Genomic DNA, 21837 nt, shown 5'->3' on the forward strand with positions numbered 1-21837 from the left:
AAATGCGGCAGGCAATACCGATTGCGACCGGGCAATGATAGGACGAACCGGCGGTCCAACGGCATAAAAACGCCGGACAGATATGCGCTTGCGAAAGCCGTGCTAAACCCCACCTGAACTTGCAAGGTCCGCCCTTCTTACCAGTTTTCATAACCCCGGAAGCGCCAAGATGAAGAAGATACCGATACCGGAGGAACCGACACAGATGGTAACTGCCATCGTTGCCTATGCCGGCATCGCCATGCGGTTGCACCATGAACTGTCGAACCATTCGGACACTTCCGGTGCGGATCTCGAAACCATCAAGACGGATCTGATCCGGGAAGCCAAGAAGGCGATCCCTCATGGAGATTTCGCGAAGGACGAAATCGGTGTCTACAAGACGATTTTTCAGGCAATCGACACGATTTTCAGTCCGGTCGAATAAGGAATGCGGACGAGGCAATCATGAATGCTTGCCGTCAAAAAAGCGGCGCCCAACCGGAGCCGGACGCCGTTGCCTGGGAGGCGGCAGGAGGTAATCAAAGACAAGCAGAAAACAAACCCGCTTCAGTGCGTGATGATGTCTTCCTTGTTGAAATAGTTAAACTCTTCCACCAGCACGTCATGTACGACCGGCCGGCCAAGCCGGGCATTGGTGGTCTTCTTCAGTCGCTCTGTGAAAGCTTCAAGATCGTAGCGTTCCAGGTTGCGGAAATCGAGGGTCTCGTCGGAGTAGAGCACCCGGAAGGCCTCATCGATGAGGAAGGGATGCGGCGGCACCGGAAGGCGCCGGAGCGTGTCGCCATCCGCTGTGAAGACCATCTTGATGACCACGTAGCCCTGCAACGTGCCGTCGAAGAGGATCGGGACGTTGACCGGCTTGATGGTCTCGTAATCGAGACCGACAAAAGCAGGCTCGTCACCGCCGATGCGTTTCTGGGCGGCGAAATACTGGGTCGTGGCATAGCCCGACACCACCATGGTGAGCGACATCCACAGACCCGCGACCAGGATCTTCATCATCGCGCCGGCTCCGGAAAGGGGGCCTGGTAGGTGCCGTCGGAGTCGAAATCAAGCATCGTCCGCGACATCAGCGAGACCACTTCGGAAACCGCGTTCATGTGCAGCTGAAGCAGTCCTGCATTTTCCTTGAGGACGTCCTTGAACTCGGCAAGCTCATCGCGAAGTTCATCCGAGTAGGCTGCCGGCGGCACCAGATTACGTGCCCGTGTCAGATCCAGGAGCGCCTGGCTCTTGCCGTATTCGAAGATCTTCAGGTCCGCCGTCGGATTTGCCCGGAGCGCGCGCGTCTCGTCGCCGACGGCACGAATGGCGCGCCGCACGGCAACCACCAGCGGCATGGACCGGGCGGGGTCAGGCGCTGCCGGCCGCAAAACAAGTTCGGTCACGACGGCATCCTGCGGGGCAAGATCGTTGGCGGCATCCATCAGGCTTTCACTCCCTTGTTGAGCGTATCGGATATGAGATCGGCAATGCCGACACCGCCACTGGCGGCGAGCTGGTTGGCGACCTGTTCGGCGAGCATCGATTTCCAGATCTCGCCAGCGGCACCCTTGCCGAAAATCTCTTCGGAATCCTGGGGCAGCATGGTCTCTACGAACTGGGTCAGGATCATCGCCTCGAACTGCTTTGCGGGCGATTTGGTGACGGCAGCCGTGTCTGTTCCCGTTGCCCTGACGCTGCTCATCTCGGTGGAAGCGCGATTGGACGCCCCGGTAAAGGCCAGCTGGAACCCCTCGCCGCTGCCGCCGGCAGAAATCGACCGGAGCCTTTCGGTGGCATCGGCCAGGCTCACCGGGTCGGCTGCCTTGACAACGTCCAGGATCAGATCGGAGGGAGGCGAAATCGCCATATCGGGCTCCTTGAATTCTGTCGGGTGCAAACGGGGTGCGGCTGACGACAGGGCAAGGCTAGCAACAAGCTTTGGCCGGAACCCGTTTGCCGCTTCAGATGTAGCGGCCCCAGCTTGCGGGAGGCTTGCGCGCTCTCCGCCTGTCCCTCCTCAACCGTATCGGCGTTCCAGGAGTTCCATGAGGTCGCGTTCTTCCTCGGCACGCTGTTCCTCGCCTCGCATCCTTGCCAGCCGTTCTGCCATCAGCTTCAGCATCAACCGCTGGCGGTCGTATTCGGAGTTCACCTTGGCGCGGGCTTCACTCAGGCGCGACATTTCCTCGATGATCCGGCGCAGGCGCTCCGCCGCATTGGCTATGAAGCGGTCATGCTGGGCCAGGTCGCCGTTGGAGAGCGCCAGCAGGATGCGCCGTTCCTTTTCGTTGAGCTGATAAACCTGGGCGTCGAGCTTCTGCAGAAGCCATGAGGAAAACAGGAAGATCTGCTTCTGCATCCGGAACAAGCGTTCGATATCCTGACTGTTGCGCGCCATCGGACTACCCTATTTGGAGCCAAGAGAGATAGCCGTCGAGGAAGATCATGATGGCTTCCGCGATGACCAGATAAAGGAAGTAGAGACCGCCCGCGATCACGAACGGCATGGAGATGAAGTAGACGGGGATCTGTGGTGTCAGCTTGTTGACGAGACCGACGGCGAAGTTGACCACCACGGAATAGACGATGAACGGGCTGCAGACCCTGAGCGCCAGCAGAAAGGTGCGGCCCATCTGGTCGGCGAACTGTTCCAGGCTCGCCAGTGCCGCCAGCGGCTGTCCGACCGGGATTGCCTCGTAGGACGCCGTAAGGCCGCGCAGGATTTCCCAATGCTGGTTGGTGATGAAAACCATGGCGGTCGCCGTCACCGTGAAGAGGTTTGCCACCGGCGGCAGGGAATCGACGCCATCCACCGGCATACCGGGCATATTGGAAAGACCGATCGCCATGGAGACCAGGGTCGTCATGGTTTCCAGCGCTGCCAGAAAGATCCGCCCCAGAAAGCCGATGAAGGCTCCGGTCAGCAACTCCGCGCCGATGAAGCCGGCAACGGTGCCGAGCTGTTCGTCCGGCAAGGCCGCCTGGACACCCGGCGCCAGCAGCGGTGACAGGGCAAGCGCCACCGAGATCGAGATGAACAGACGCACCTGGACCGGCACCCGGTTGCTGCCGAAACCTGGAATCACCATCAGGCAAGCGCCGATCCGGCAGAACAGCAGGAACACGGCCAGGAGCAGCGACGAGCTGAACTCGCTGAAAAGCAGCCCGCCGGAAATCACGAGACGCTGCCGAGTGCCGCGACGTCGACACCGCGGGCGATTTCCAGGTGTGACAGGACGGGAAGCGTCGGGAACATGCGTTCCACGATCATGCGCACATAAGGCCGGGCATCGGGGGCCGCGACAATCGCAAAGCGGCTGCCGCCCTTCATGTGTTTCTTGACCGCATCCGACATCTGCGTTCCGAAATCCTCGACCAGCTGCGGTTCGATGTCGAACTCGATGACATCTCCCTTGCCGTCGCGCTTCAACGCATTGTGGAAGGCAAGATCCCAGCGGTTACCGAGGCGCAGCACCTTCAGCGGACCGCCTTCGGCGAGATCGCCGCAGATCTGCTGGGCAATGCGCATGCGCACATGTTCCACCACCTGTTCGGAGCGGCGCACATGAGGAACGATCTCGGCGATCGCCTCCAGGATCAGGTTGAGATTGCGGATGGAAACCCGCTCGGCCAGCAGCAGCTTCAGCACCGCCTGAAGGCCGGAGAAGGACGTATGCGCCGGGCAGATGTCGTCGAGCAGTTTCTGGTATTCCGTATCCAGCCGGTCAAAGAGCTTGCGCATGTCCTTGTAGGAGAGCAGCTGCGGCAGGTTGTTGCGGATCACTTCGCTCAAGTGCGTCAGGATCACGGTGATGTTTTCCGCCGGCACCAGTCCCTGGCGCTTCAATTCGTCCTTGTAGGCAGGCGGCACCCAATAGGCGGGCATGCCGAACGCAGGTTCGCGTGTCTGGTCCGCCGGGACCGGCAGCGGCTCGTCGCCGGTCGGGATCACCAGAAGCTCGCCGACTTTCAGGTGCTGCGAGGCGATGATCGTGCCGTGGATCTTGATCTGGTAACTCTTCGGGTCGAGGATCAGGCTGTCGGTGACGCGGATATCCGGCACGACGAAGCCGTATTGCTCGGCGAATTTCCGCCGCATCTTGGCAACCCGGCGCGAAAGTTCACCGGTCTTGGTGAGGAGTTCGGCGGAGAGCTGCTTGCCGAGGACAAGTTCGACTTCCGCCGATTTCAGCGTTTCCTTGACGCTGTCCTTTTCTTCCAGACGCGCCTTTTCTTCCGCCACGCGTTTCTTGTCGTCCTCGACCTTCCTGGCTGCCGCCAGGCGCTTCGGTATGGCGTAGCCGATGAAGCCCATCAGACAGGCGAGCAGCAGGAAGGGCAGCATCGGCAAGCCCGGCATCAAGGCAAAGATCGCCATCAGGATCGCTGCCACGAAAAGCGCGCGCGGATAACCGCCGAGCTGGCCGAGAACAGCCTTGTCGGTCGAGCCCCGGGTCCCGCCTTTTGAAACAAGAAGACCTGCGGCGAGCGAAACGATCAGGGCCGGGATCTGCGAGACGAGACCGTCGCCGACGGAAAGTTTTGTGAAGACGTCGGCGGCGTTGGCAACGGTCATGTCGTAGCGCGTCACGCCGATGACGATGCCGCCCAGGATATTCACGGCGGTGATGATGAGACCGGCGATCGCGTCGCCGCGCACGAATTTCGAGGCACCGTCCATGGCGCCGAAGAAGGAACTTTCCTCTTCCAGTTCCTTGCGCCGGCGTTGCGCTTCCTTGTCGTCGATGAGACCGGCGGACAGATCGGCGTCGATCGCCATCTGCTTGCCCGGAATGGCATCAAGGGTGAAGCGCGCACCGACTTCCGCGATGCGGGTGGCACCCTTGGTGATCACCATGAAATTCACGATGATCAGGATCGCGAAGACGATCAGGCCGATGACAAAGTCGCCGCTCATCACGAACTGCGAGAAGCCGTTGATGACGTACCCGGCCGCGTTCAGCCCCTCATGACCGTTGGCAAGGATGGCGCGCGTCGTGGAGATGTTCAGCGACAGCCGCAGCATGGTCGCAATCAGCAGGATCGTCGGGAAAGACGAGAAGTCCAGCGGCCGCTGGATCCAGAGCGACACCATCAGGATCAGGACCGAGAGCGCAATCGACATGGCGAGGCCGATATCGATCAGGAACGTGGGGATTGGCAGAAACAGGACGGCAAGTATCAGGACGATGCCGATCGCGAAGCCGATGTCCCGGCGGCCATCCGGCGTGCCCTCGGAAACCGGCGAAAGGGAAGTGTCTGTCATACCGTCTCTCTGCTGCAGGTCTGATGAGGGCACCCTCGCCTTCCAAGCTTGCGCGAGGCTGTCAGACGGGCAGGTTCAGGACTTGCGTAAGGCACGCCGAAACCGAAACGGCCCGCATCCAGGCGGATGCGGGCCGGCAGGGATCATCAAGAACGAAAGGGAGGTCAGAACCCGGTCTCGATGCGGCTGTAGATCAAGGTGGTCAGCGTATAGATCTGGCCGCCGATAAAGGGCCCGGCGACGACGATCATCACCAGAATGGCGACAATCTTCGGAATGAAGGTGAGCGTGACTTCCTGAACCTGGGTCAAGGCCTGCATCAGCGCGATGCCGATACCGACAATCATGGCCGGAACGATTGCGGGGGCGGATCCGACCAGGATGGTCCAGATTGCGGTCCGGACCAGATCCAGGGCATCAACTTCATTCATGTCGTTCCATCCGCTCCCGATCAGGAAATGGTCACACCCGGTCCAAGCAGGATGCCCTGGCCGTTGTCGAGTGCCAGAACCGTGCCGTCGGAATAGACCTCGACCTTCTCCACGACACCCGTCGTGCCGTTGGCATCGGTCACCGTCCGTCCGATCAGGTCGTCCACCTGGCCGAAGGAGAGGTTCCTCAGCAGCGTCTCCAGCTTCGCATTGGTCTGGATAGTCTGTTCAACTTGGCTGAAGCTTGCGAGCTGGGAAAGCTGTTCGGAAGCTTTCATCGGTTCGGTCGGATCCTGGTTCTGCATCTGGGCCATCATCAGCTGCAGGAAGGTGTCGTAATCGACCGTCAGCTTCTTCTGGGCAGCTGCTGCCGCACCGGTTCCCTGAGTGGCGCTTACGCCTTCAACGCTTGTCATGCTGGTTTCTCCTCAAACGACGGCCAGACGGGGGCTTCCTTCAAACCGGTCTCTTGCGACCGGACGCGGGGCCGGTTGGGCTTGCTGGGCCGGTCTGGCAGGCTGACGGGCGTGCCCGCCGGGTCCGGACTGGCTGGTCTGGTTGGCCTGACTTTTTTCGGCAAGCATCAGACTTGCCTCGAGCGGATAAAGGCCGCGCACGATCTTCATTGCCTCGAACCAGCGCTCGGAACGGGCGAGGTCCTCCACCTCGTCGAGGCGCAGCAGGATCTCCCGGGTGGAAAAAGCGGATTTCACCGACCCCAGAACCAGGTGGAACATGTCCTGCACCGCCGGTGCGGAAACCGGATCGATGATCATGGTCTGCAGGATGAAGTAGAGCTGGCGCAGCGGCGTCGTGGCGTCTTCCGGCTGCAGCACATGAGCTTCCAGCAGGAAGACCGCATCGTTCAGAAGCTCTATATTGGTCTTGCGTTCGGCCCGGATCACCGCGCCGTTGAGGAACAGGCGCTCGCCTGCTTTTAATCCGATTTTCATGTTGCTTAACCGTCCAGGCTGTCGCGGATGATGGAATTGATCTGAATGATGTCGGCGAAATCCTCCTGCTCCCACTGGCGCAGGGACTCCACTTCCTTCAGGACCCAGATACCGACGGAGATCAGGTTTGCCCTCGTCTCGATCGGCAGTTCGTTGGCGTCGTCCGCCAGGTGTTCCAGGAAGTAGCTCCACAGGCGGCGCGTATAGAACAGCGCGTCGACGGCTTCCGGCGACTTGACGCCACGTTCGCTGGCGACGTTGAGCTTGTCGATCACGATCGACATAGCCTCATGCTCGTTGAGCCGCTGGTCGGAGCAAAGATCATCCATAACCTCGGCGTATGACAGATTGTACATGGGCCCTCTCAAGCTTGGGTTTGATGTGCGGTTTCAGGCACTTGTCCGGTCTCAGAGATAGTTGAGGATGCTGAGGCCCTGCATGCGGGCCGTCACCGCGTATGTGGTTTCAAGCTGGGTCAGCGCGGTGTTGAGACGCACGGACGTTTCCTCCAGATTGACGTTTTCAAGATCGTTGATGCGGCGGTTCAGGATGTCGGTCTGAACTTTCAGCCGGTCGCTCGCGAGCTTCACCTGCTCCTGCACATTGCCGAGCTTGCCCATCTGGCTGGTGACCCCGGCGATGCCGGTGCCCAGCTTCTCGATGGCCTTGTCGACCACCACTTTCCAGGTACCCGGATCGAGGTTCTCATTGCCGAGATCCGACATCATCGTGTAGGCGGCGGCGAGATCCCGAAATGCCTGCTGATTGGCGCTGACCGAGCTCGAGACGGTTTCGCTGGCGGAAATCCGGCTGGTGAGGACGCTGCTGGAGGCCGTCGACCAGGTTGCGCCCCAGGCGGGATCCTGGAACATCGCGTCGAAGGCGCCGTTGAGGTAGGTGCTCATGGCCGACGGTGTGATGCCGGAGACGCCCGGATTGGCCTGGTTGATGCCGAACTCGGTCAGGAACGCGGCATCAGCTGCCAGCTTGTTCGGCGACGCCGGGTCCGAATAGTCCGCAAAGGGTTCCTGGTCCGAATTGATCCCGGCGAAGACATAATTTCCGTTGAGCTGCGTATTCAGCCGCGAGGTCAGCAGCTCCATGTTGCCGATCGCGTCGGCCTTGACGATGTCGGAGCTGCCGCCGTTTTCACGCAGGGCCACCAGCGTCGCCAGAAAATCCTGCGCGTCGGACAGCATGTCGCCCATCGCCGCCTGGCTGACGTCGAGCCGTGAACGGGTCAGTGCATTGGTGTCGACGATGCCGTCCAGAAAATGGAACTCGGCCCGGAGAGAAACGCTCTCGCCTGTCCTGGTGCCAAGGTCGAGACCGACATCGTATTTTCGACCGGAAGAGAGTTCGATGCTCAACCGCTGAACCAGGCTCGACTGGCTCTGGATCTGCCGGCGCGATGCATCGGCCAGCGAGATCGTGGAGATATAGGTGGTTTTCATGGCGCTTACCTCGCTGCGGCCAGTAGGTCTTCAAGCATGGCGTCGACCGCGCTGATCAGCCGGGTCGCGGCCGAATAGGAGCGCTCGATTTCCAGGAGCAGCGTCATTTCCTCGTCGATATTGACGCCGGTCTTGTTGTTGAGGTTTTCCGCGGTGCGGCCGAGAATGACGGCCTGCACCTCGACATTTCCCGTCATGGTCTTGCGGCCGGATTCAAGCCAGCTGACGGAAGTCGCCGCAAAGCCGCTCAAGGAGTCCGTCGGATCCAGTTCGACGCCGCCGTCAAAGACCGTGTTCCTGTCAAAGGCGGAGACAAGCTCCTGCAGGCGGTCGGAATAGCCCGCCGCGCCGGCGGGATTGTAGTTGTAGTTCGGGTCGAACGGGTCGGAGATGCCGCCGTCGCGCAACCGGTCGAGGTTGCCGCCCTGGTCCGGGTCCGCATTGGCATTGACGACGATTTCCGCAGCCAGACCCGAGACGAGCGTGCCCGAAGCCGGGACGGCCGGGGCGCCTGACCAGGTGAAGAGACCGGCCTGATACGGGCCGCCGCCACCACTCTGGTCGCTTTCGGCGAAGACCTCGATCAGTCCGCGGGCGACTTCGTCCAACTGGCTCTGATAGGTGACCGAAACCTCGTCCCGCAGTTCGGCCAATCCCTGCAACCGGCCGGACCTGATCTCCATGACAGCTCCGGGACCTGCAACCGGGACCCCGTCGACCATCACCGAATTGCCGGTGGTCGTTGCCCCATAGACGATGGTCGGCTGGAAGGTGACGGCCCGAGCCTTTGTCTCGAACAGTGTGACGCCGCTGTCGGTATAGACAACGATATCACCATTGCTGCGGTTGAGCGTGGTGATGCCGATCTCCTCGGAGAGCTTGAGCAACACCTGATCGCGGCTGTCGAGGGCATCGGTCACGTCGGCGCCCGACTGCGTGCCCTTGACGACGAGGGAGTTCAGATCCTCAAGCTGCTTGAGCAGCGTGTTGATCTCCCGCACCGAGGTTGCCATGTCCGCATCCGCGTTGGCACGAACGCTCTGGATCAGAGTCGATCCGGAATTGAGCGTCCGAACCATCTCCTTGGAAGCCTGCAGCACATCCTGCGCGAGGATGGCGTTGTTCGGATCGGCGGAAAAATTCTGCAGGGAGAGCTTCAGTTCGCCAAGCTTTGCCGCCGGGGACAACTTGTTCTGGGTGTCCCCGGAGGTCTCGGCAAGCCGGGTCAATCCGCCCAGAATTGCTTCCTGCGCCGTTCCGGTGGACGTTGACTGGAGCAGCGAGGAATAAAGAGCGCTGTCGGTGACCCGGCCGATACCGTCGACCCGGAGGCCACCGGACTGGCCGCTGTCGGTGTAGGTCTGGCTCAGGAGCACGGATTTCCGCGAATAGCCGGGGTCCTGGGCCCCGGCAATGTTGCGGGCAACGACCGAGGACTCTGTCTGCCGGGCGGCCAGTGCGGACTGGGCGACCTTGAGGGCGACGGACAAACTCATGACTAGTACTTTCCGGTTGGCGGGTTTGCCGCGTTAGCGGACTAGGTTCACGAGCTGCTCGAGCAGGTCCGAGCCCGCCTTGAACACCTGCGAATTGGCGGTGTAGGTGCGCTGAGATTCGATCATCGAGGTAAGTTCGTTGCCGAGATCGACGTTGGAGTCTTCCAGGCCTCCGACCTTGATCTTGCCCATGCCGCCCTCACCCGCGAAGCCGACGCGCACATCGCCTGAATCGAACGACGTGCTGTAGACGTTGCCGGAACTCGGGCTCAGCCGGTCGGGGCTCGGCACGTTGGCAAGCGGGATCTTGTAGATCGCGCGGCGATCGCCGTTGGTGTAGATCGCGAACAGCGTGCCGTCGTCGGAGAACTCGACATTCTTCACCGCGCTTGGTGCGTTGCCATCGGCATCGACGTTGGTCACGGTGAAGTCGGCGTTGAGATAGGTCGACTGGTCGAGATCGAGATCGAAGGTATTGCCGTTCGGCACAGCGATGTTAATCGTGGTCGCGCTGGCAGCTGCCAGGTTGCCCGTGGTGACATCGAAGGTCAGCGTCTGGCTGTTCAGCGCAGGTGCCGTATAGGGGAAACCGCCGCCTGGACCGGCGTCGGCCGCGTTATAGACTGTCACTTCCCAGTCACTGTCGGCCGCCGTTTCGGTAACCTTGGAATAGTAGACGTCGAGTTTCACCTCGTTGCCGAGATTGTCGTAAACGATCATAGAGGTCTTGTGGGAATAGGCGGCGGTCGCGGCGTTGGCGGAGGGCAAATCCGCGGCCGGAACGATCGCAGCGTCCTCGCTGACATTCACCCGCAGGAAGGCTTCGCTTGTCGGCACGGCTTCGAGCTGGTTCTGGGTGATGTTGATCCGCTCCAGGCCGCCAAGGCCGTTGGCAACTGTGGTCGGCGCGGTGGTGCCGTTGATCGGGTAGCCCTGGAGATAATAGCCGGCCGTGTTCAGCAGATAACCGTCGCCATCGGGAACAAAGTGGCCGGCACGGGTCAGGAAGTTTTCGCCCGCCTCGTTTCCGACAACGAAAAATCCGTTGCCGTCGACGGCGAGATCAAGCTTCGAGGTGGTGAAGCTGATATTGCCCTGCTTGGTGATCTGGTATTCGGTCTTGGCCTCGACGCCGCCGGAATTGAACGAGCCGGCCCCCTGCGAGACAACAAGCGATGAGAACTCGGACTGGGCTCTTTTGTAACCCGTAGTGCTCGAGTTCATGATGTTCTCGGCAACAGTGCCAAGCTTGCTAGACTGCGCATTCATGCCGGAAACGCCGCTGCGCATCACTCCGAAAAGGCCCATGACAGGTCTCCTGTGTCCAATTCAACTGGAGACAGTCAACCCCGCCTGCCTTGCGCGAAGCTGTTCAAGCACGAAGAATAATCATTTATACTCAAATACTTATTTGCCTAAAATTGTAATTATCAAACAAAAGAAAAGCATCGGCACAGAAAAACACCGATGCTTTGTCTCAAGCGCCGCAGAACTGCTTGGACTTATCTGTCCAGCTCCCGAAACCGGTAGCAACCATGTTGCGGATCACCGTGCACACATAGCGTTTTTGCGCCGGGTCATTGTTCGGTCCTGCGTGATACCGGGCAACAGCCATGGTCCAGGAGCCCTGGCTCTGGCGCAGGTCTTTCAGGAACTGGGCCGCGTATTGCACGTTTGCGCGCGGCTCCAGCATATGCTCGACCGAGCGGAATTTCTCGCCGTGGTAATAGGCATTGATCTGCATGCAGCCGATATCGATCAGCTTCTTGCCGTGCTGCTGCGCGTCGATGACATCATCCTTCGCTGCCTGCCGGCTCGGCGGAAACACCGACTTGCCCTCGATGTTGAGTGCGTAAGGGTAGAGCGAATTTCGGCGCCCCGTTTCCGTCAGACCAACCGCATAAAGAACGCCAAGCGGCACCTTGTATTTCTGCGCAGCCGCGATCATCTCGCGTTCGCAGACGTTCTGCGTTTCCGCGGCCGCCGGAAGGCTGGCGAGCCCGGCGCTAAAGATAGAGGCCGTCAGAAAGGCTGACGCGAGAACCGTCTTCATCACCTTCTCCTTTTGTGGACTGCGAAACTTGATACGCGTCTTCGCTGGTTTCTCGGGCTGCACGGCCTTGCTGCTGGCCCGTTCCGCCACCGGAATGCTGCGGCTGACCGTCAAACGGGTTGCCGCTTGCCGAACCGTTCTGGTTCTGGTTTTGCGTCTGGGGACCGGAGGAGTTGCCCCCTGGCTGAACCGTGATGCGGTCGTCCCCTGCCTGGATCGTGATCGTGTCGGCGCGGAAGCCGGTTGCCTTCAGCATCTGATCAAGCAGTTGCCGGTCCTGCTTCAGGACCTCGGCCGTTTGAACGCGGCTTGTCACCAGGGACACTTCAACACTATCACCGACCATCCGCAGAGACACTTTGACGGTGCCCAATTCGTGCGGGTTCAGCTGGATATCCAGAGTTTTCAGGACCGGTCCTTCCGCCTTGGCAGTCAGACCCGCCTGATCCGTCGCGCGGCCCGCAGCCATTTCCTTCATCGCAGTGGCAACCTGATCACCCACCTGCTGGGCGGGCGAAAGACGCATGTTGGGAGCGAAGTGCGTTTCCTGGCGCAGAACCTTGACCGTCCCGGCCGCATCTTCCGGCAGCAAGGACCGCTGACCTCCGGGTCTTGAAGAACCGTCCGAAACCGCCTCTGGCTCAACGCCGAACTGGGCAAAGAGCGACGACGTGCCGGTGCGGACCATGCCGTCGCCATCGCCTTCCACTAGGACGCTGCCCTGCCCCGTCATCTGATTGTTCACTGGTGAACCGGCGCTGCCGGGAGGTGCATTGGCAGCAGGCGATTGAGACTGAACCTGCTTGCCGGCGAGCACGGCATTCAAGGAAAGACCAGCGTGCGCGGCAGGCGTCTGCAACATGGTTGCCGCCTTCGGATCCGGCTCGGTCTCCGGCGCCCCTTCCTTTTCGCCGCCGACGGCAACCTTGCGTGCAAGGGCATTCTGCGATGCCTGGCGCAAGGCATCCACGAGGTTGCTGGTTGAAAAGGCGACCGCTCCTGTGGCTTGTTCCATGGCGGTTCCGGCGCTACCGGGTTCGGCGTTTCCTTGTACGGGGCTGCCATCCGGTCGGTCGGTTTCAGGCGCCCCATCAGGTTGGGAATCGCTGTTGCCGGCGTCGTCCTTTTTCATTCCCTGGAGAAGCGCCTGAAAGGCGGCAGCGGCCTCCCTCGAGGTGCTCTGCCCGCGCTCACCGGCACCACCATCCACCGGTTTTCCGGCCTTGGAAGCACCTGGAACCAGCGCCTGCGTGTTAACGGTCATTTTTGTCTCCGAGATGCCTAAGGGACGTTTCGGTGCGGCGCAGCAGCACTTCCGCCAGTTCCATATCCGGCGTTATCCAGTCCCGCGCTTCCGGGTCGGCCATGTTGCTGGCGACGTTGAATTCGCCGATGACATTTGAAGGCGGTTCCGGGAAATGGCGGACCGAGTTCAAGACCACATAAACACCGTCGAGAAGGGCCATGTCCTCGGGTGACAAAGCCGTCTTGTCGATGGACCAGAGAAGGTCACGGTTGGCAGTGATGAATTCGGGATCGAGCCGTGTGGCAGCAAGGTAGATCTTCAGGATCTCGCTCTCCTTGGAGCCCTCGATCGAAAGCGCCAGGGCTTCGGCCACCGCCTTGCGCGCCACATTGAGATGACCGGCAAGCAAGGCGGAGCGCCCAAGGCGGATGTAGAGCCCACGCCGGCTGTCGGCGTCGAATTCATGCAGCACGTCGTCCAGCAATGCGAACTTGTCTTCGCTCTTGACGAAGCCGAGCGTATCGAGCGCGAGCGCAAAGCGGCGGCGGAAGTCCCCCGCATACACCGATGTCTTGAAACGGCGCAGATAGCGGATGCTGAGAACCCGGAAACGATCGACATCGCTCAGCATGCCGGCGACGAATACCTCCCGCCGCAACGCTGCTTCTTCGACCAGCGTTCCTGGCATCAGTAGGCTTGCGACCTGCAACAGTGCCATGGCCTTTTTCGGATCGCTGCGAAGATAAGGCGCTGCCTTGACGAGCGCGACATGGCCTCCGAGGCTCGCGGGCAGATCGAGTGGATCGATCTCCACAAGCAGCAGCTCCATGTCGTCTTCGCGTCCCTCCACATAGGCAAGCGAGGCCTCCATCAGCCTGCGGTCGATGGCCGGAGCCGGATCGAGGGTCAGCAACTGGCGCATGACCTGCGGATGACCGCCGCTGAGCAGATGAATGACAGCGGCCCGTGCATTGCGCGGTTCCTGCCAGACGTCCACCGGCATCGACATGAAACCGGCATCCATTTTTTCCAACAGGGCGCGTTGCGCCTGCATGGCGTGGCTGTTGCCCTGTGCGATCTGTTCCTGAAGCGACTGCAGCGACCGGATCATTTCAAAAGGCTGCGGACCTCCTGTTCTTTTCCCGGTGTCCTGAGCGACGGATGTCTGGAAGGCAAGGAGTGCGCAGAAAAACCCCAGGAAAAGACCTGCCAGTCCGGACTTTCCAATTACCATCGCCCTGATCATTCCGAGCCCTCCAGCAGGTAGATCTCGATCCGCCGGTTCGGCGCGGCAAATGGATCGGCCGGAACCTTCAGCTGCCGGTCGGCATAGCCTTCCACCCGGTCGAACCGGGCCTTGTCGACACCGCCGCGGGAGAGCATGTAGAGCGCCATATGCGCGCGAGCCGAAGACAGGCGCCAGTTGTCGTAGGTTTCGGACTTGAACGGACGTGCATCCGTGTGGCCCTTGATCACGATCCGCCCCGGGGTTTGCGCCACCACTTCGCCGATTCGCGCCAGCAGCTTGACGAGTTCGGGCCGCGGCTCGGCAGAGCCGATGGCGAACATGCCGAAATTCTGGTCGTCGGTCAGGCTGATCAGGGCACCCTCGCCATCCCGTGTCACAGTGATGCGGCCTGCGGTTTCTTCCAGGACAGTTCCTTCGGTCTGCTCAAGCACTTCGGAGAGACGAGCGACCAGGATTTCAGCGGGCGCTGGCCCGTCCCCGGTTTTCGGCTGCACTCCGGAGCCCTGGAAGCGATCCTCCGTCGTGCCGTCATGTTGCAAACCGGCCTGTGTCAGGACATGCGCCACGACAGGATTAGTCTGGTCTCCGGTATCAGGTTTCGTGCCGGTGCCGACAAATTCGAAAGCTGTCGTCCCGTTCTGAACGTTTTCGCCTGACGCTGGCGCGACGGTGTCGTCCTTGGGCAGGAAGAGCGCCTGTCCCTTGTCCTCGGCAACACCTTCCTCGACTGGAGCGCCGAAGGCGAATTGTCCGTCGAGCGGCGTCTGGCCCGGGCCAGTGGTTGCGTCTGGTGTGCTCACCTCGGCTGCCGGCTCCGATCCGTCGACGCCCCGGCCCGGGCGGAATTGCCAGAACAACGGATCGAACGGATCCCGGTAGGCCTGGCCGCCCTGGGCGCCATCGGTTTTCTGCAGACCGGTGCCGATACCTTGCGGATTGTCTTCGCGGCTCCCGGCGACGCGGATCTTCTCCGACAAGGTGTCCAGGACAGCGTAGGGGTCGGAGAAGAGGATAGATTCCGAGTGTGTCTGGGTGAATTGACCGGACGCGCGAACCCCGCCCTGCTCCGGCAGTTCCTCGGCTTCCTCCAACTTGTTTCCGGTTTCGACGCCGTTGCCGAAATTCGCATCCTGGTCGACCGGCTCTTCGGAACCGCCGAGTTTTCCGGTGAAGAGCTTAGTGCCGTTTTCGTTGGTATCGCCGTGGATCTGTGGATCGTTGAGGCCCTTGCGGTTGGGAGCGGTCGAGGCCAGCTTGACCGGGTTGAAATACTGCGCAACCCCCCGGCGCACGCTGTCGTCGGTCACGTTGATCAGCCACATCACCAGGAAGAACGCCATCAACGCGGTCATGAAATCCGCATAGGCAATCTTCCAGACTCCATGCGGCAAGTGGTCTTCGTCCCAGCTGTTCTTGCGCCGGACAATGACGATTTCGTTCGGAACACCGTCCAGCATCACTCCGCCTCCGCTTTCAGCACTTCAAGCTGGCTGAGCCACTGGCCAAGCCGCGTTTCGATGGTGGTCTCGTCCAGCAGCGCGACAAGTTCGACCTGCTTGCAGGTCTGGACATCGATCCGCTGGCGCAATGAGGGCAGTTGCTCCAGCACCATGTCGACAAGGGATTGCGGGCCGCGAAGACGGATCATCTTTCCGGTATCTTCCTCGGCGAGCCGGTGCAAATTGGTGGCAAAGGCCGCAACAAGCTGATCGGTGATCCGCTCGCTCAGGAACGGCTGCAACAGCCGCGCCAGCGAATAGGAAATCCGCTGTTCCATGACATCCATGAAGCCTTCGATCGACGCACTGACATTGGCGGACTCCCGCATGTCGAAGCGTGTGCGCTCCTCGTCCATGAGGCGAAGGTGCTCCGCCCTTTCCGCGTCAAGGATCGCTTCGTAGTGGGCGCGGGTTCTGGCATTTCCCTCACCCAGGCCGCGCTCGTATTCGGCAACGAGGCGCTCCTCGACGCTCGGTTCAGGTGCGGTTTCGTCGCAAGGTTCGAGAACATCGACCAGGGCCGGGTCAAAGGCGGCAAAGGAACGGAGCCTTGCGGCGGAAAAGACCGGAATGTGCGAGGCGGCGGATGTGGTCATTAGATGCGCTCCGATTCATAGAGCCACTGGCGCAGGATCGCCGCGGACTGTTCCTCGTTGAATTCCAGAAGAGATTCCAGCTTGCGTAGAGCGGACTGGTTACGCTTGCTGTTGAGATCCTGAAGCATGTCGGAATGATCCGGCGGCACCAGATAGGCCTGCTCGCCATCCATCGGCTCGGCACGGCTCTCCACACTTTCCGGCAGCATGCCGATTTCCGCCATTTCCACCTGCTGCCTGGAGACTTGCGGCACCAGGGCGGCAACAGCCGGACGCAGGCCGAACCAGATCACCAGCATCGACACCACCAGGATGGCGAGCGCATTGATGATGTTGCCGGACTGACGCAGCAGATATTCGCTGACGCTGATCGGCGGGACCGGGGCCATGGCACGACCGCCATCGACGAAATCGACGACAGCAACTTTCACGTTGTCGCCACGCTCGCTCTTGATGCCGGCAGACGATGCCACCAGGGCCTCGATTTCACCGAGTTGCTCCTCGATCTGAGCCTGACTGGGTTCGCCGCCGATGGACTGGACCAGCCGGGCCTTGTCGACCAGAACGGCGATGGAGAGTTTTTCGACCCGGTAGCCATCCTGCGCGGTTTCGATCCGCTTCGACGAAATCTCGTAGTTGACGGTTTCCTCGCGGCGCTCGTTCTCTTCGCTGGAGCGCTCACCATTGTCAGCGGCAACATCTTCTTCCGGCAGGTTCTGTTCCACCGTTGTTGGAGCTGAAACGCTGGAGTTTTGCGCGTTTTCGTTCTCGCGGATGGTACGGACAGACCGTTCGGTGCGCGAATCCGGATCGAAAATGGTCTCTGCAATCGTCTTGCGATCGGTGTTGAGCTCCGCCGCAACGCTGACCTGGAAATTGTCGAGGCCGAGATAGGGCGTCAGGGTCTTGCGGATATTCTCCTGGATGCGGTTGCTGACTGCGGTTTCGAGAGAAGCGAGCTGGCCTGCGGAGGCCTTCGTCGGATCCTTGCCGGCAGCCAGGATGCCGCCGGATGTATCGAGAACCGTAACCTTGTCCGCCTCCATGCCCGGAACGCCGGCGGCGACGAGATGCCGGATGGCATCGGCCGTGCGAATGTCGTCCGGAACGTCGGAGCGGATAACGACGGAAGCGGAAGGAGGCTGCTGGTCGCGGCGGAAGGAAGCTTTCTCCGGCAGCACGATGTGAACGCGCGCCGCCCGGATACCCTGCATCAACTGGATCGTGCGGGCGAGTTCGCCTTCAAGCGCCCGTACCCGTGTGACCTCCTGCATGAAGGAGGTCAGGCCAAGCGAACCCAGCTCGTCGAAGAGTTCGTAACCGGCATTGGCGCCGCGCGGCAGGCCCTTTTCGGCAAGCAGCATGCGCGCCTTGGCCGTCTGTGCATGACTGACAAGGACCGAGCTGCCATCGGCGCTGATGTCGAAATTGATGCCGGCATCGCGCAAGGTGGAACCGATGCGGGTGACGTCCTCGCCATCAAGACCTGTATAGAGAGCCGTCTGTTCCGGCCGGCTCAGATAATAAGCGCCCGCACCGACGGTCGCGATAGTGGCGAGCCCGACAAGGGCGAGCGCGATCAATCGGCGCAGGCCCAGTTCCATCAGGTTTGCCCAGAGTTTTTCGGCGTGTTCACGGCCCGGCATGCATAACCCCTTCATGCGCGTATCGTTTTGTTGTGCTCACTATCGGCAGCGGAGCTTGCGCGAGCCTGTTAGCGCCGGTGGATGGTGAAGGCCGAAAAACAAAAAAAAACCGCGCCCCGGAGGGCGCGGTCCTCTTGCCTTGTAATCCGGCCGAAGGCCTGATGGATTAACGGAACAGGGACAGAATGTTCTGCGAACCCTGGTTGGCGATCGACAGAGCCTGGATACCGAGCTGCTGCTGGGTCTGCAGAGCCTGGAGGCGGGTCGATTCCTTGTTCATGTCAGCATCAACCAGCTGGCCGACACCGCGGTCGATGGCGTCACGCAGAGCAGACACGAAGTCTTTCTGCAGGTCGACGCGCTTCTTCACGGAGCCCAGGGTGGTCGCAGCGTTGGTGATGTCGCCGAGGGCGGCGTCAACACCGGCAATTACAGTGTCCAGACCAGCAAGGTCAGCGTCGGTCACGGCGGAAATGTCCAGATCCGCAATGCCGTTGCCGGTGATGTTGGTCAGGGCTGCAAAGCCGCGGTCCTGGTCGAGGATGCCGGACTGGTCGGCAGCGTCGTAAAGTTCCGTGGTCGTGGTGTCGATGGTGACGGTCTGGATTGTGATGGCGCCACCGGCGCGGGAGAACGAAGCCACAATGTCCTTGGCGGCCGCGTAGCCTGCTGCACCGGAGTCGACAGACAGCCAGTTTTCACCGTTGAACACGGCCGAGTCGGCAGTGTTTTTCAGCTGGTTCTGCAGCTCTGTGATGTCGGACTGGATCTTGCCGCGGTCAACGCCCGGCGTACGGGCGGCAACGACCTTGGCCTTGATTTCGTTCATGACATCAACAGTGCTGTCCATGGCGGTGTACATGACGTCGACGGTCGCAGCACCAAGACCCAGGGAGTCTTCAACGGCGCCGAGAGCCATGTTGTCGGAACGCATGGTGGTTGCGATGGACCAGTACGCTGCGTTGTCTTCCGCGCCGGAAACGCGATAGCCCGTGGAGATGCGGTTCTGCGTCTCTGCGAGGTTGGCGTTGGTGCTCCGCAGGGTCTGCAGAGCGGTCATTGCGGAAGCGTTCGTCATCAAGCTAGACATGATATGTCCCTTTCAATGTGTCAGTGGAGACTGGATTGGGACATGCCGGATTTGCACCGGCACAGCAGGGGCAGCGTCATGCTTTTGAACCTTGGGTGGGTTGGGTTCAACCTGCTGTAAGAAGGACCCTAGCGGCCCAACCTTGCGCGAAGCTTACGCCAATTCGATCATTTCGACGTTTTTCGATTTTTGACTTCGATATGCGCGCTTCACAACCTGGTCAACGTGCAATTTGAGCGTGTGCGATCTGATCGCCACAACAAGAAAAGGCGGAGCTCGCAAGCTCCGCCTTTTCAAGTCGCTTTGGCACTCGAACGCTTAAAAGAACGATCGGACCAGGCTTCCCACAAGAAGGTTCCAGCCATCGATCAAGACGAAAAACAACGCCTTGAATGGAAGGGAGATTACCGTCGGTGGCAGCATCATCATGCCCATGGACATTGTGATCGTTGCCACGATCATATCGATCACGAGAAAAGGCAGCGCGATGAGAAAGCCGATCTCGAAGCCGCGGCGCAATTCGGAAATCATGAAAGCGGGTATCAGCACACGCAGTTCCACCTCCCCGGCGCTAGCCGCGCCTTCATCGGTCAGGCGGCCGGCTGCGAGATCGTCGAAGAGCACCAGATCTTCCTCACGAACCTGGCTGAGCATGAATTCCCGGAAAGGTGCCGTCGTGCGGACATAGGCTTCCTGCTCCGATATCTCGTTGTTCATCAGCGGCTGGACGCCCTCCTGCCAGGCTTTGTCGAATGTCGGCGCCATGACGTAGAAGGTCATGAAGAGCGCGAGTGAAATCAGGATGAGATTGCCCGGCGTTGTCTGCAGTCCGATACCTGACCGCAGAAACGAAAAGGCGATGACGAAGCGCGTGAAGCTCGTCACCATGATGAGGATCCCCGGCGCCAGCGACAGAACGGTCAGGAGCGCGATCATCTGGACGATGCGCCCGCTTGCACTGCCCTCTCCCGCCGGCAGAAGCGCGGACAGATCCGGAACCTGGGCGGCAGCCGCACCAGACATCACAAGAAGCGCCAGACCGGCAAAAGCAACTCGCCTCATTGAATGACCACCGATTCCAGAATGACTTCGCTGATCTGGCCCTTGGTTCGGGTTCGCGCCCGCTCCGTCAGGTCTTCACGCAGATGCTGCAGACCGATGCCGCCTTCCAGATGCGACAGGGTGAGCGTGCGCATGTAGCCAAGAAAGTCGTCCTCGACCTTTTTCTTCAGAACGCCGACGTCTCCATCCGGATCCTCTTCCAGGAGGATCGACGCCTGCAGCCGGATCCAGGTCTCTTTCGGTGCGGCCATGTTGGTGACCAGCGGTTCCAGTGTCTGGAGCCGGGTGGAGGGTGAGAACGGCAGCGTTTCCGTGAAATTCTGCTGTTGACGGAGGCGGCCATGGACCTCTTCCTCCGTGTAGTCGGCGACATATTTCGCCAGTCCCGCGCCGGCACCGGTGCCGATAAGCGTGAGCAGCACAAGTGCGGCGACAAAACCCGAACTGCGGCTTTGCTGGGGCGCACCTTCAAACGGCACTTCAATGATAGTCGTCATGAACTTCTTTTCGCTTTTTCCGGATCAGGGTCAGAACGGGGTCACGATGTCGTAGATCTGCTGGCCCCAGCCTGGCTGCTGCACCTCGGAGATGCGGCCGCGACCGCCATACGACACGCGCGCCTCGGCGATCTTGTCGTAGGGAATGGTGTTGTTGGCCTGGATGTCGCGCGGGCGCACGATGCCGGCGATCTGAAGAATGCGCATCTCGAAGTTCACGCGCACTTCCTGGGAACCGGCTATGACCAGGTTGCCGTTCGGCAACCGGTCGGTAACGACAGCGGCCACCGAGAGCTGGATTTCCTCAGACCGGTCAATGGAGCCCGAGCCGCGCGATCCGGAGCCGGAATCAAGACCGAAATCGGCACTTCCGCCGCTGGATACACCATCCCAGTCCGTGTCGAGCGTTCCGCCGACACCAAGATCGGATGTCCGCCGCCGGTTCGAACTGTTGTCCAGGTTGGCACGATCGTTGATCTGGATGGTGACAGTCAGAACGTCACCGACCTTTTTCGCGCGCGGATCGGCGAAGAAGTTGTCGCGTCCGCTGGCCCAGAGGGAATTGTAGTCCTTGACCGTGCCCTGACTGAAAGTGCTGACCGGATAGGCGGCCGGCTGCTGCACGGCGAGGCCGTAGCCGACCGGAGACATTTCCGGCTCGCGGCCGACATCTTCCAGCTGACCGGCACATCCGGCCAGGACCACGGCGCCAAGTGAGTACAGGATGGCACGCATCAGAAACTCCGTTGTGTTTCGGGATGGGTCAGCCCCATCATCGACTGGGTCAGCTGGGCAGCACGCGAGGGTTCCATTTCGTCGAGGATGCTGCTGGCGACACGGGACTTGAGCTTGAGCAGCACTCCAACCGCGGCCTCTTCGTCCGTGGTCGACAATTGCGCGGCGGCAGTTTCGGGGCGCATGCGGCCGATAATGGAAACCACCTGGTCTTCAACCTCGTTCAAAAGGTCCTCGCGGCGCTTGACCCAGATTTCGAACTCCCGCTCCCGGCGCTGCAGTTCCTCGATCCGGCCCCTGAGCTTGGCTTCGAGACTGATCAGTTTCCAGGTCTGCCACTTGATGCGCGCGTCGGACGCGGCTTCCGCGATGTTCTTGCAATAGAGCTCGCTGTCCGGCGGCGGCACGGGTGCCTGCACACTGGCGACACCAGGGGTAGCGCCAGGTTGCGGCTTTTCGCGTGGCGCCTGGGCCATCGCGCCCGTAAGACCTGCGATCGAGAACGCCGCAAATGCCAGGAGCCCGATCGTCCGGCAGCGGTTCTTGTGAAATGGCATTGCGCCGTCCCTTGTGTTG

At 60.8% G+C, this 21837-nt stretch carries 25 protein-coding genes; 1 reads left to right on the forward strand and 24 read right to left on the reverse strand.

Annotation, left to right across the window (positions count from 1 at the left end; genetic code table 11):
• The first annotated feature begins 169 nt into the window (after positions 1 to 169).
• On the forward strand, positions 170 to 427 hold the full coding sequence (locus ACX3M4_RS04655; protein WP_459357427.1) for a hypothetical protein: 258 nt from the start codon (positions 170 to 172) through the stop codon (positions 425 to 427).
• A 122-nt stretch (positions 428 to 549) separates the two neighbouring features.
• Here ACX3M4_RS04655 and ACX3M4_RS04660 read toward each other — a convergent pair whose 3' ends face one another.
• The 24 genes from ACX3M4_RS04660 to ACX3M4_RS04775 all read right to left on the reverse strand — a co-directional run bounded on the left by ACX3M4_RS04660 (position 550) and on the right by ACX3M4_RS04775 (position 21818).
• Positions 550 to 1005 (reverse strand): hypothetical protein, encoded by a 456-nt coding sequence (locus tag ACX3M4_RS04660; RefSeq protein ID WP_459357428.1) that lies wholly within the window; start codon positions 1003 to 1005, stop codon positions 550 to 552.
• Complete coding sequence (locus ACX3M4_RS04665; RefSeq protein WP_459357429.1) at positions 1002 to 1430, reverse strand: hypothetical protein; 429 nt, start codon at positions 1428 to 1430, stop codon at positions 1002 to 1004. Before ACX3M4_RS04665 ends, ACX3M4_RS04660 begins: the two co-directional genes overlap by 4 nt.
• Positions 1430 to 1855, reverse strand: a complete 426-nt coding sequence (locus ACX3M4_RS04670; protein WP_459357430.1) for a rod-binding protein — start codon at positions 1853 to 1855, stop codon at positions 1430 to 1432. Before ACX3M4_RS04670 ends, ACX3M4_RS04665 begins: the two co-directional genes overlap by 1 nt.
• 150 nt (positions 1856 to 2005) lie before the next feature.
• The gene (locus ACX3M4_RS04675) at positions 2006 to 2386 is read right to left on the reverse strand and encodes a flagellar biosynthesis protein R (protein ID WP_459357431.1); all 381 of its coding nucleotides are present in this window, start codon (positions 2384 to 2386) and stop codon (positions 2006 to 2008) included.
• 4 nt (positions 2387 to 2390) lie between these two features.
• On the reverse strand, positions 2391 to 3167 hold the full coding sequence (gene fliR, locus ACX3M4_RS04680) for a flagellar biosynthesis protein FliR (RefSeq protein ID WP_459357432.1): 777 nt from the start codon (positions 3165 to 3167) through the stop codon (positions 2391 to 2393).
• Entirely contained in the window at positions 3164 to 5254 is a 2091-nt protein-coding gene (gene flhA / locus ACX3M4_RS04685) for a flagellar biosynthesis protein FlhA (RefSeq protein ID WP_459357433.1), read from the reverse strand. The genes fliR and flhA overlap by 4 nt, the downstream gene beginning before the upstream one ends.
• Positions 5255 to 5418: 164 nt before the next feature.
• Positions 5419 to 5685, reverse strand: coding sequence for a flagellar biosynthetic protein FliQ (locus ACX3M4_RS04690; RefSeq protein ID WP_459357434.1), 267 nt, complete (start codon positions 5683 to 5685; stop codon positions 5419 to 5421).
• A gap of 20 nt (positions 5686 to 5705) precedes the next feature.
• Positions 5706 to 6101, reverse strand: a complete 396-nt coding sequence (gene flgD, locus ACX3M4_RS04695; protein ID WP_459357435.1) for a flagellar hook assembly protein FlgD — start codon at positions 6099 to 6101, stop codon at positions 5706 to 5708.
• 12 nt (positions 6102 to 6113) lie between these two features.
• Positions 6114 to 6638 carry a flagellar biosynthesis repressor FlbT gene (flbT, locus tag ACX3M4_RS04700; RefSeq protein ID WP_459357436.1) on the reverse strand — a complete coding sequence of 175 codons (525 nt, stop codon included), beginning with the start codon at positions 6636 to 6638 and terminating at the stop codon, positions 6114 to 6116.
• A 5-nt stretch (positions 6639 to 6643) separates the two neighbouring features.
• Entirely contained in the window at positions 6644 to 6994 is a 351-nt protein-coding gene (gene flaF / locus ACX3M4_RS04705; RefSeq protein ID WP_459357437.1) for a flagellar biosynthesis regulator FlaF, read from the reverse strand.
• A gap of 51 nt (positions 6995 to 7045) precedes the next feature.
• The gene (locus ACX3M4_RS04710; RefSeq protein ID WP_459357438.1) at positions 7046 to 8092 is read right to left on the reverse strand and encodes a flagellar hook-associated family protein; all 1047 of its coding nucleotides are present in this window, start codon (positions 8090 to 8092) and stop codon (positions 7046 to 7048) included.
• Between the two features lie 5 nt (positions 8093 to 8097).
• The gene (gene flgK, locus ACX3M4_RS04715) at positions 8098 to 9588 is read right to left on the reverse strand and encodes a flagellar hook-associated protein FlgK (protein ID WP_459357439.1); all 1491 of its coding nucleotides are present in this window, start codon (positions 9586 to 9588) and stop codon (positions 8098 to 8100) included.
• Positions 9589 to 9621: 33 nt separating this feature from the next.
• Positions 9622 to 10896: a flagellar hook protein FlgE gene (locus tag ACX3M4_RS04720; protein ID WP_459357440.1), complete on the reverse strand. Its 1275-nt coding sequence runs from the start codon at positions 10894 to 10896 to the stop codon at positions 9622 to 9624.
• 169 nt (positions 10897 to 11065) lie between these two features.
• On the reverse strand, positions 11066 to 11641 hold the full coding sequence (locus ACX3M4_RS04725) for a transglycosylase SLT domain-containing protein (protein ID WP_459357441.1): 576 nt from the start codon (positions 11639 to 11641) through the stop codon (positions 11066 to 11068).
• Positions 11595 to 12905: a flagellar hook-length control protein FliK gene (gene fliK, locus ACX3M4_RS04730; protein WP_459357442.1), complete on the reverse strand. Its 1311-nt coding sequence runs from the start codon at positions 12903 to 12905 to the stop codon at positions 11595 to 11597. Before fliK ends, ACX3M4_RS04725 begins: the two co-directional genes overlap by 47 nt.
• Positions 12895 to 14133: a chemotaxis protein gene (locus ACX3M4_RS04735; RefSeq protein WP_459357443.1), complete on the reverse strand. Its 1239-nt coding sequence runs from the start codon at positions 14131 to 14133 to the stop codon at positions 12895 to 12897. Before ACX3M4_RS04735 ends, fliK begins: the two co-directional genes overlap by 11 nt.
• A complete protein-coding gene (locus tag ACX3M4_RS04740; RefSeq protein ID WP_459357444.1) occupies positions 14130 to 15593 on the reverse strand; it encodes a MotB family protein in 1464 nt (487 codons plus the stop codon). Before ACX3M4_RS04740 ends, ACX3M4_RS04735 begins: the two co-directional genes overlap by 4 nt.
• A complete protein-coding gene (locus tag ACX3M4_RS04745; protein ID WP_459357445.1) occupies positions 15593 to 16231 on the reverse strand; it encodes a hypothetical protein in 639 nt (212 codons plus the stop codon). The genes ACX3M4_RS04740 and ACX3M4_RS04745 overlap by 1 nt, the downstream gene beginning before the upstream one ends.
• On the reverse strand, positions 16231 to 17877 hold the full coding sequence (gene fliF / locus ACX3M4_RS04750; protein WP_459357446.1) for a flagellar basal-body MS-ring/collar protein FliF: 1647 nt from the start codon (positions 17875 to 17877) through the stop codon (positions 16231 to 16233). Before fliF ends, ACX3M4_RS04745 begins: the two co-directional genes overlap by 1 nt.
• A gap of 166 nt (positions 17878 to 18043) precedes the next feature.
• Positions 18044 to 18967, reverse strand: coding sequence for a flagellin N-terminal helical domain-containing protein (locus tag ACX3M4_RS04755; RefSeq protein WP_459357447.1), 924 nt, complete (start codon positions 18965 to 18967; stop codon positions 18044 to 18046).
• A 318-nt stretch (positions 18968 to 19285) separates the two neighbouring features.
• Complete coding sequence (gene fliP, locus ACX3M4_RS04760; protein WP_459357448.1) at positions 19286 to 20029, reverse strand: flagellar type III secretion system pore protein FliP; 744 nt, start codon at positions 20027 to 20029, stop codon at positions 19286 to 19288.
• Complete coding sequence (locus tag ACX3M4_RS04765; protein ID WP_459357449.1) at positions 20026 to 20526, reverse strand: flagellar basal body-associated FliL family protein; 501 nt, start codon at positions 20524 to 20526, stop codon at positions 20026 to 20028. The genes fliP and ACX3M4_RS04765 overlap by 4 nt, the downstream gene beginning before the upstream one ends.
• 30 nt (positions 20527 to 20556) lie before the next feature.
• Entirely contained in the window at positions 20557 to 21261 is a 705-nt protein-coding gene (gene flgH / locus ACX3M4_RS04770; protein ID WP_459357450.1) for a flagellar basal body L-ring protein FlgH, read from the reverse strand.
• On the reverse strand, positions 21261 to 21818 hold the full coding sequence (locus ACX3M4_RS04775) for a MotE family protein (protein WP_459357451.1): 558 nt from the start codon (positions 21816 to 21818) through the stop codon (positions 21261 to 21263). Before ACX3M4_RS04775 ends, flgH begins: the two co-directional genes overlap by 1 nt.
• Positions 21819 to 21837 lie beyond the last annotated feature (19 nt).

This window comes from Roseibium sp. M-1 (genome assembly GCF_054515675.1).

Coding starts and splice junctions, on each gene's coding strand:
- ACX3M4_RS04655 (WP_459357427.1), top strand. CDS start 170: ATGAAGAAGATACCGATACCGGAGGAACCGACACAGATGGTAACTGCC.
- ACX3M4_RS04660 (WP_459357428.1), bottom strand. CDS start 1,005: ATGATGAAGATCCTGGTCGCGGGTCTGTGGATGTCGCTCACCATGGTG.
- ACX3M4_RS04665 (WP_459357429.1), bottom strand. CDS start 1,430: ATGGATGCCGCCAACGATCTTGCCCCGCAGGATGCCGTCGTGACCGAA.
- ACX3M4_RS04670 (WP_459357430.1), bottom strand. CDS start 1,855: ATGGCGATTTCGCCTCCCTCCGATCTGATCCTGGACGTTGTCAAGGCA.
- ACX3M4_RS04675 (WP_459357431.1), bottom strand. CDS start 2,386: ATGGCGCGCAACAGTCAGGATATCGAACGCTTGTTCCGGATGCAGAAG.
- flhA (WP_459357433.1), bottom strand. CDS start 5,254: ATGACAGACACTTCCCTTTCGCCGGTTTCCGAGGGCACGCCGGATGGC.
- ACX3M4_RS04690 (WP_459357434.1), bottom strand. CDS start 5,685: ATGAATGAAGTTGATGCCCTGGATCTGGTCCGGACCGCAATCTGGACC.
- flgD (WP_459357435.1), bottom strand. CDS start 6,101: ATGACAAGCGTTGAAGGCGTAAGCGCCACTCAGGGAACCGGTGCGGCA.
- flbT (WP_459357436.1), bottom strand. CDS start 6,638: ATGAAAATCGGATTAAAAGCAGGCGAGCGCCTGTTCCTCAACGGCGCG.
- flaF (WP_459357437.1), bottom strand. CDS start 6,994: ATGTACAATCTGTCATACGCCGAGGTTATGGATGATCTTTGCTCCGAC.
- ACX3M4_RS04710 (WP_459357438.1), bottom strand. CDS start 8,092: ATGAAAACCACCTATATCTCCACGATCTCGCTGGCCGATGCATCGCGC.
- flgK (WP_459357439.1), bottom strand. CDS start 9,588: ATGAGTTTGTCCGTCGCCCTCAAGGTCGCCCAGTCCGCACTGGCCGCC.
- ACX3M4_RS04720 (WP_459357440.1), bottom strand. CDS start 10,896: ATGGGCCTTTTCGGAGTGATGCGCAGCGGCGTTTCCGGCATGAATGCG.
- ACX3M4_RS04725 (WP_459357441.1), bottom strand. CDS start 11,641: ATGAAGACGGTTCTCGCGTCAGCCTTTCTGACGGCCTCTATCTTTAGC.
- fliK (WP_459357442.1), bottom strand. CDS start 12,905: ATGACCGTTAACACGCAGGCGCTGGTTCCAGGTGCTTCCAAGGCCGGA.
- ACX3M4_RS04735 (WP_459357443.1), bottom strand. CDS start 14,133: ATGATCAGGGCGATGGTAATTGGAAAGTCCGGACTGGCAGGTCTTTTC.
- ACX3M4_RS04740 (WP_459357444.1), bottom strand. CDS start 15,593: ATGCTGGACGGTGTTCCGAACGAAATCGTCATTGTCCGGCGCAAGAAC.
- ACX3M4_RS04745 (WP_459357445.1), bottom strand. CDS start 16,231: ATGACCACATCCGCCGCCTCGCACATTCCGGTCTTTTCCGCCGCAAGG.
- fliF (WP_459357446.1), bottom strand. CDS start 17,877: ATGCCGGGCCGTGAACACGCCGAAAAACTCTGGGCAAACCTGATGGAA.
- ACX3M4_RS04755 (WP_459357447.1), bottom strand. CDS start 18,967: ATGTCTAGCTTGATGACGAACGCTTCCGCAATGACCGCTCTGCAGACC.
- fliP (WP_459357448.1), bottom strand. CDS start 20,029: ATGAGGCGAGTTGCTTTTGCCGGTCTGGCGCTTCTTGTGATGTCTGGT.
- ACX3M4_RS04765 (WP_459357449.1), bottom strand. CDS start 20,526: ATGACGACTATCATTGAAGTGCCGTTTGAAGGTGCGCCCCAGCAAAGC.
- flgH (WP_459357450.1), bottom strand. CDS start 21,261: ATGCGTGCCATCCTGTACTCACTTGGCGCCGTGGTCCTGGCCGGATGT.
- ACX3M4_RS04775 (WP_459357451.1), bottom strand. CDS start 21,818: ATGCCATTTCACAAGAACCGCTGCCGGACGATCGGGCTCCTGGCATTT.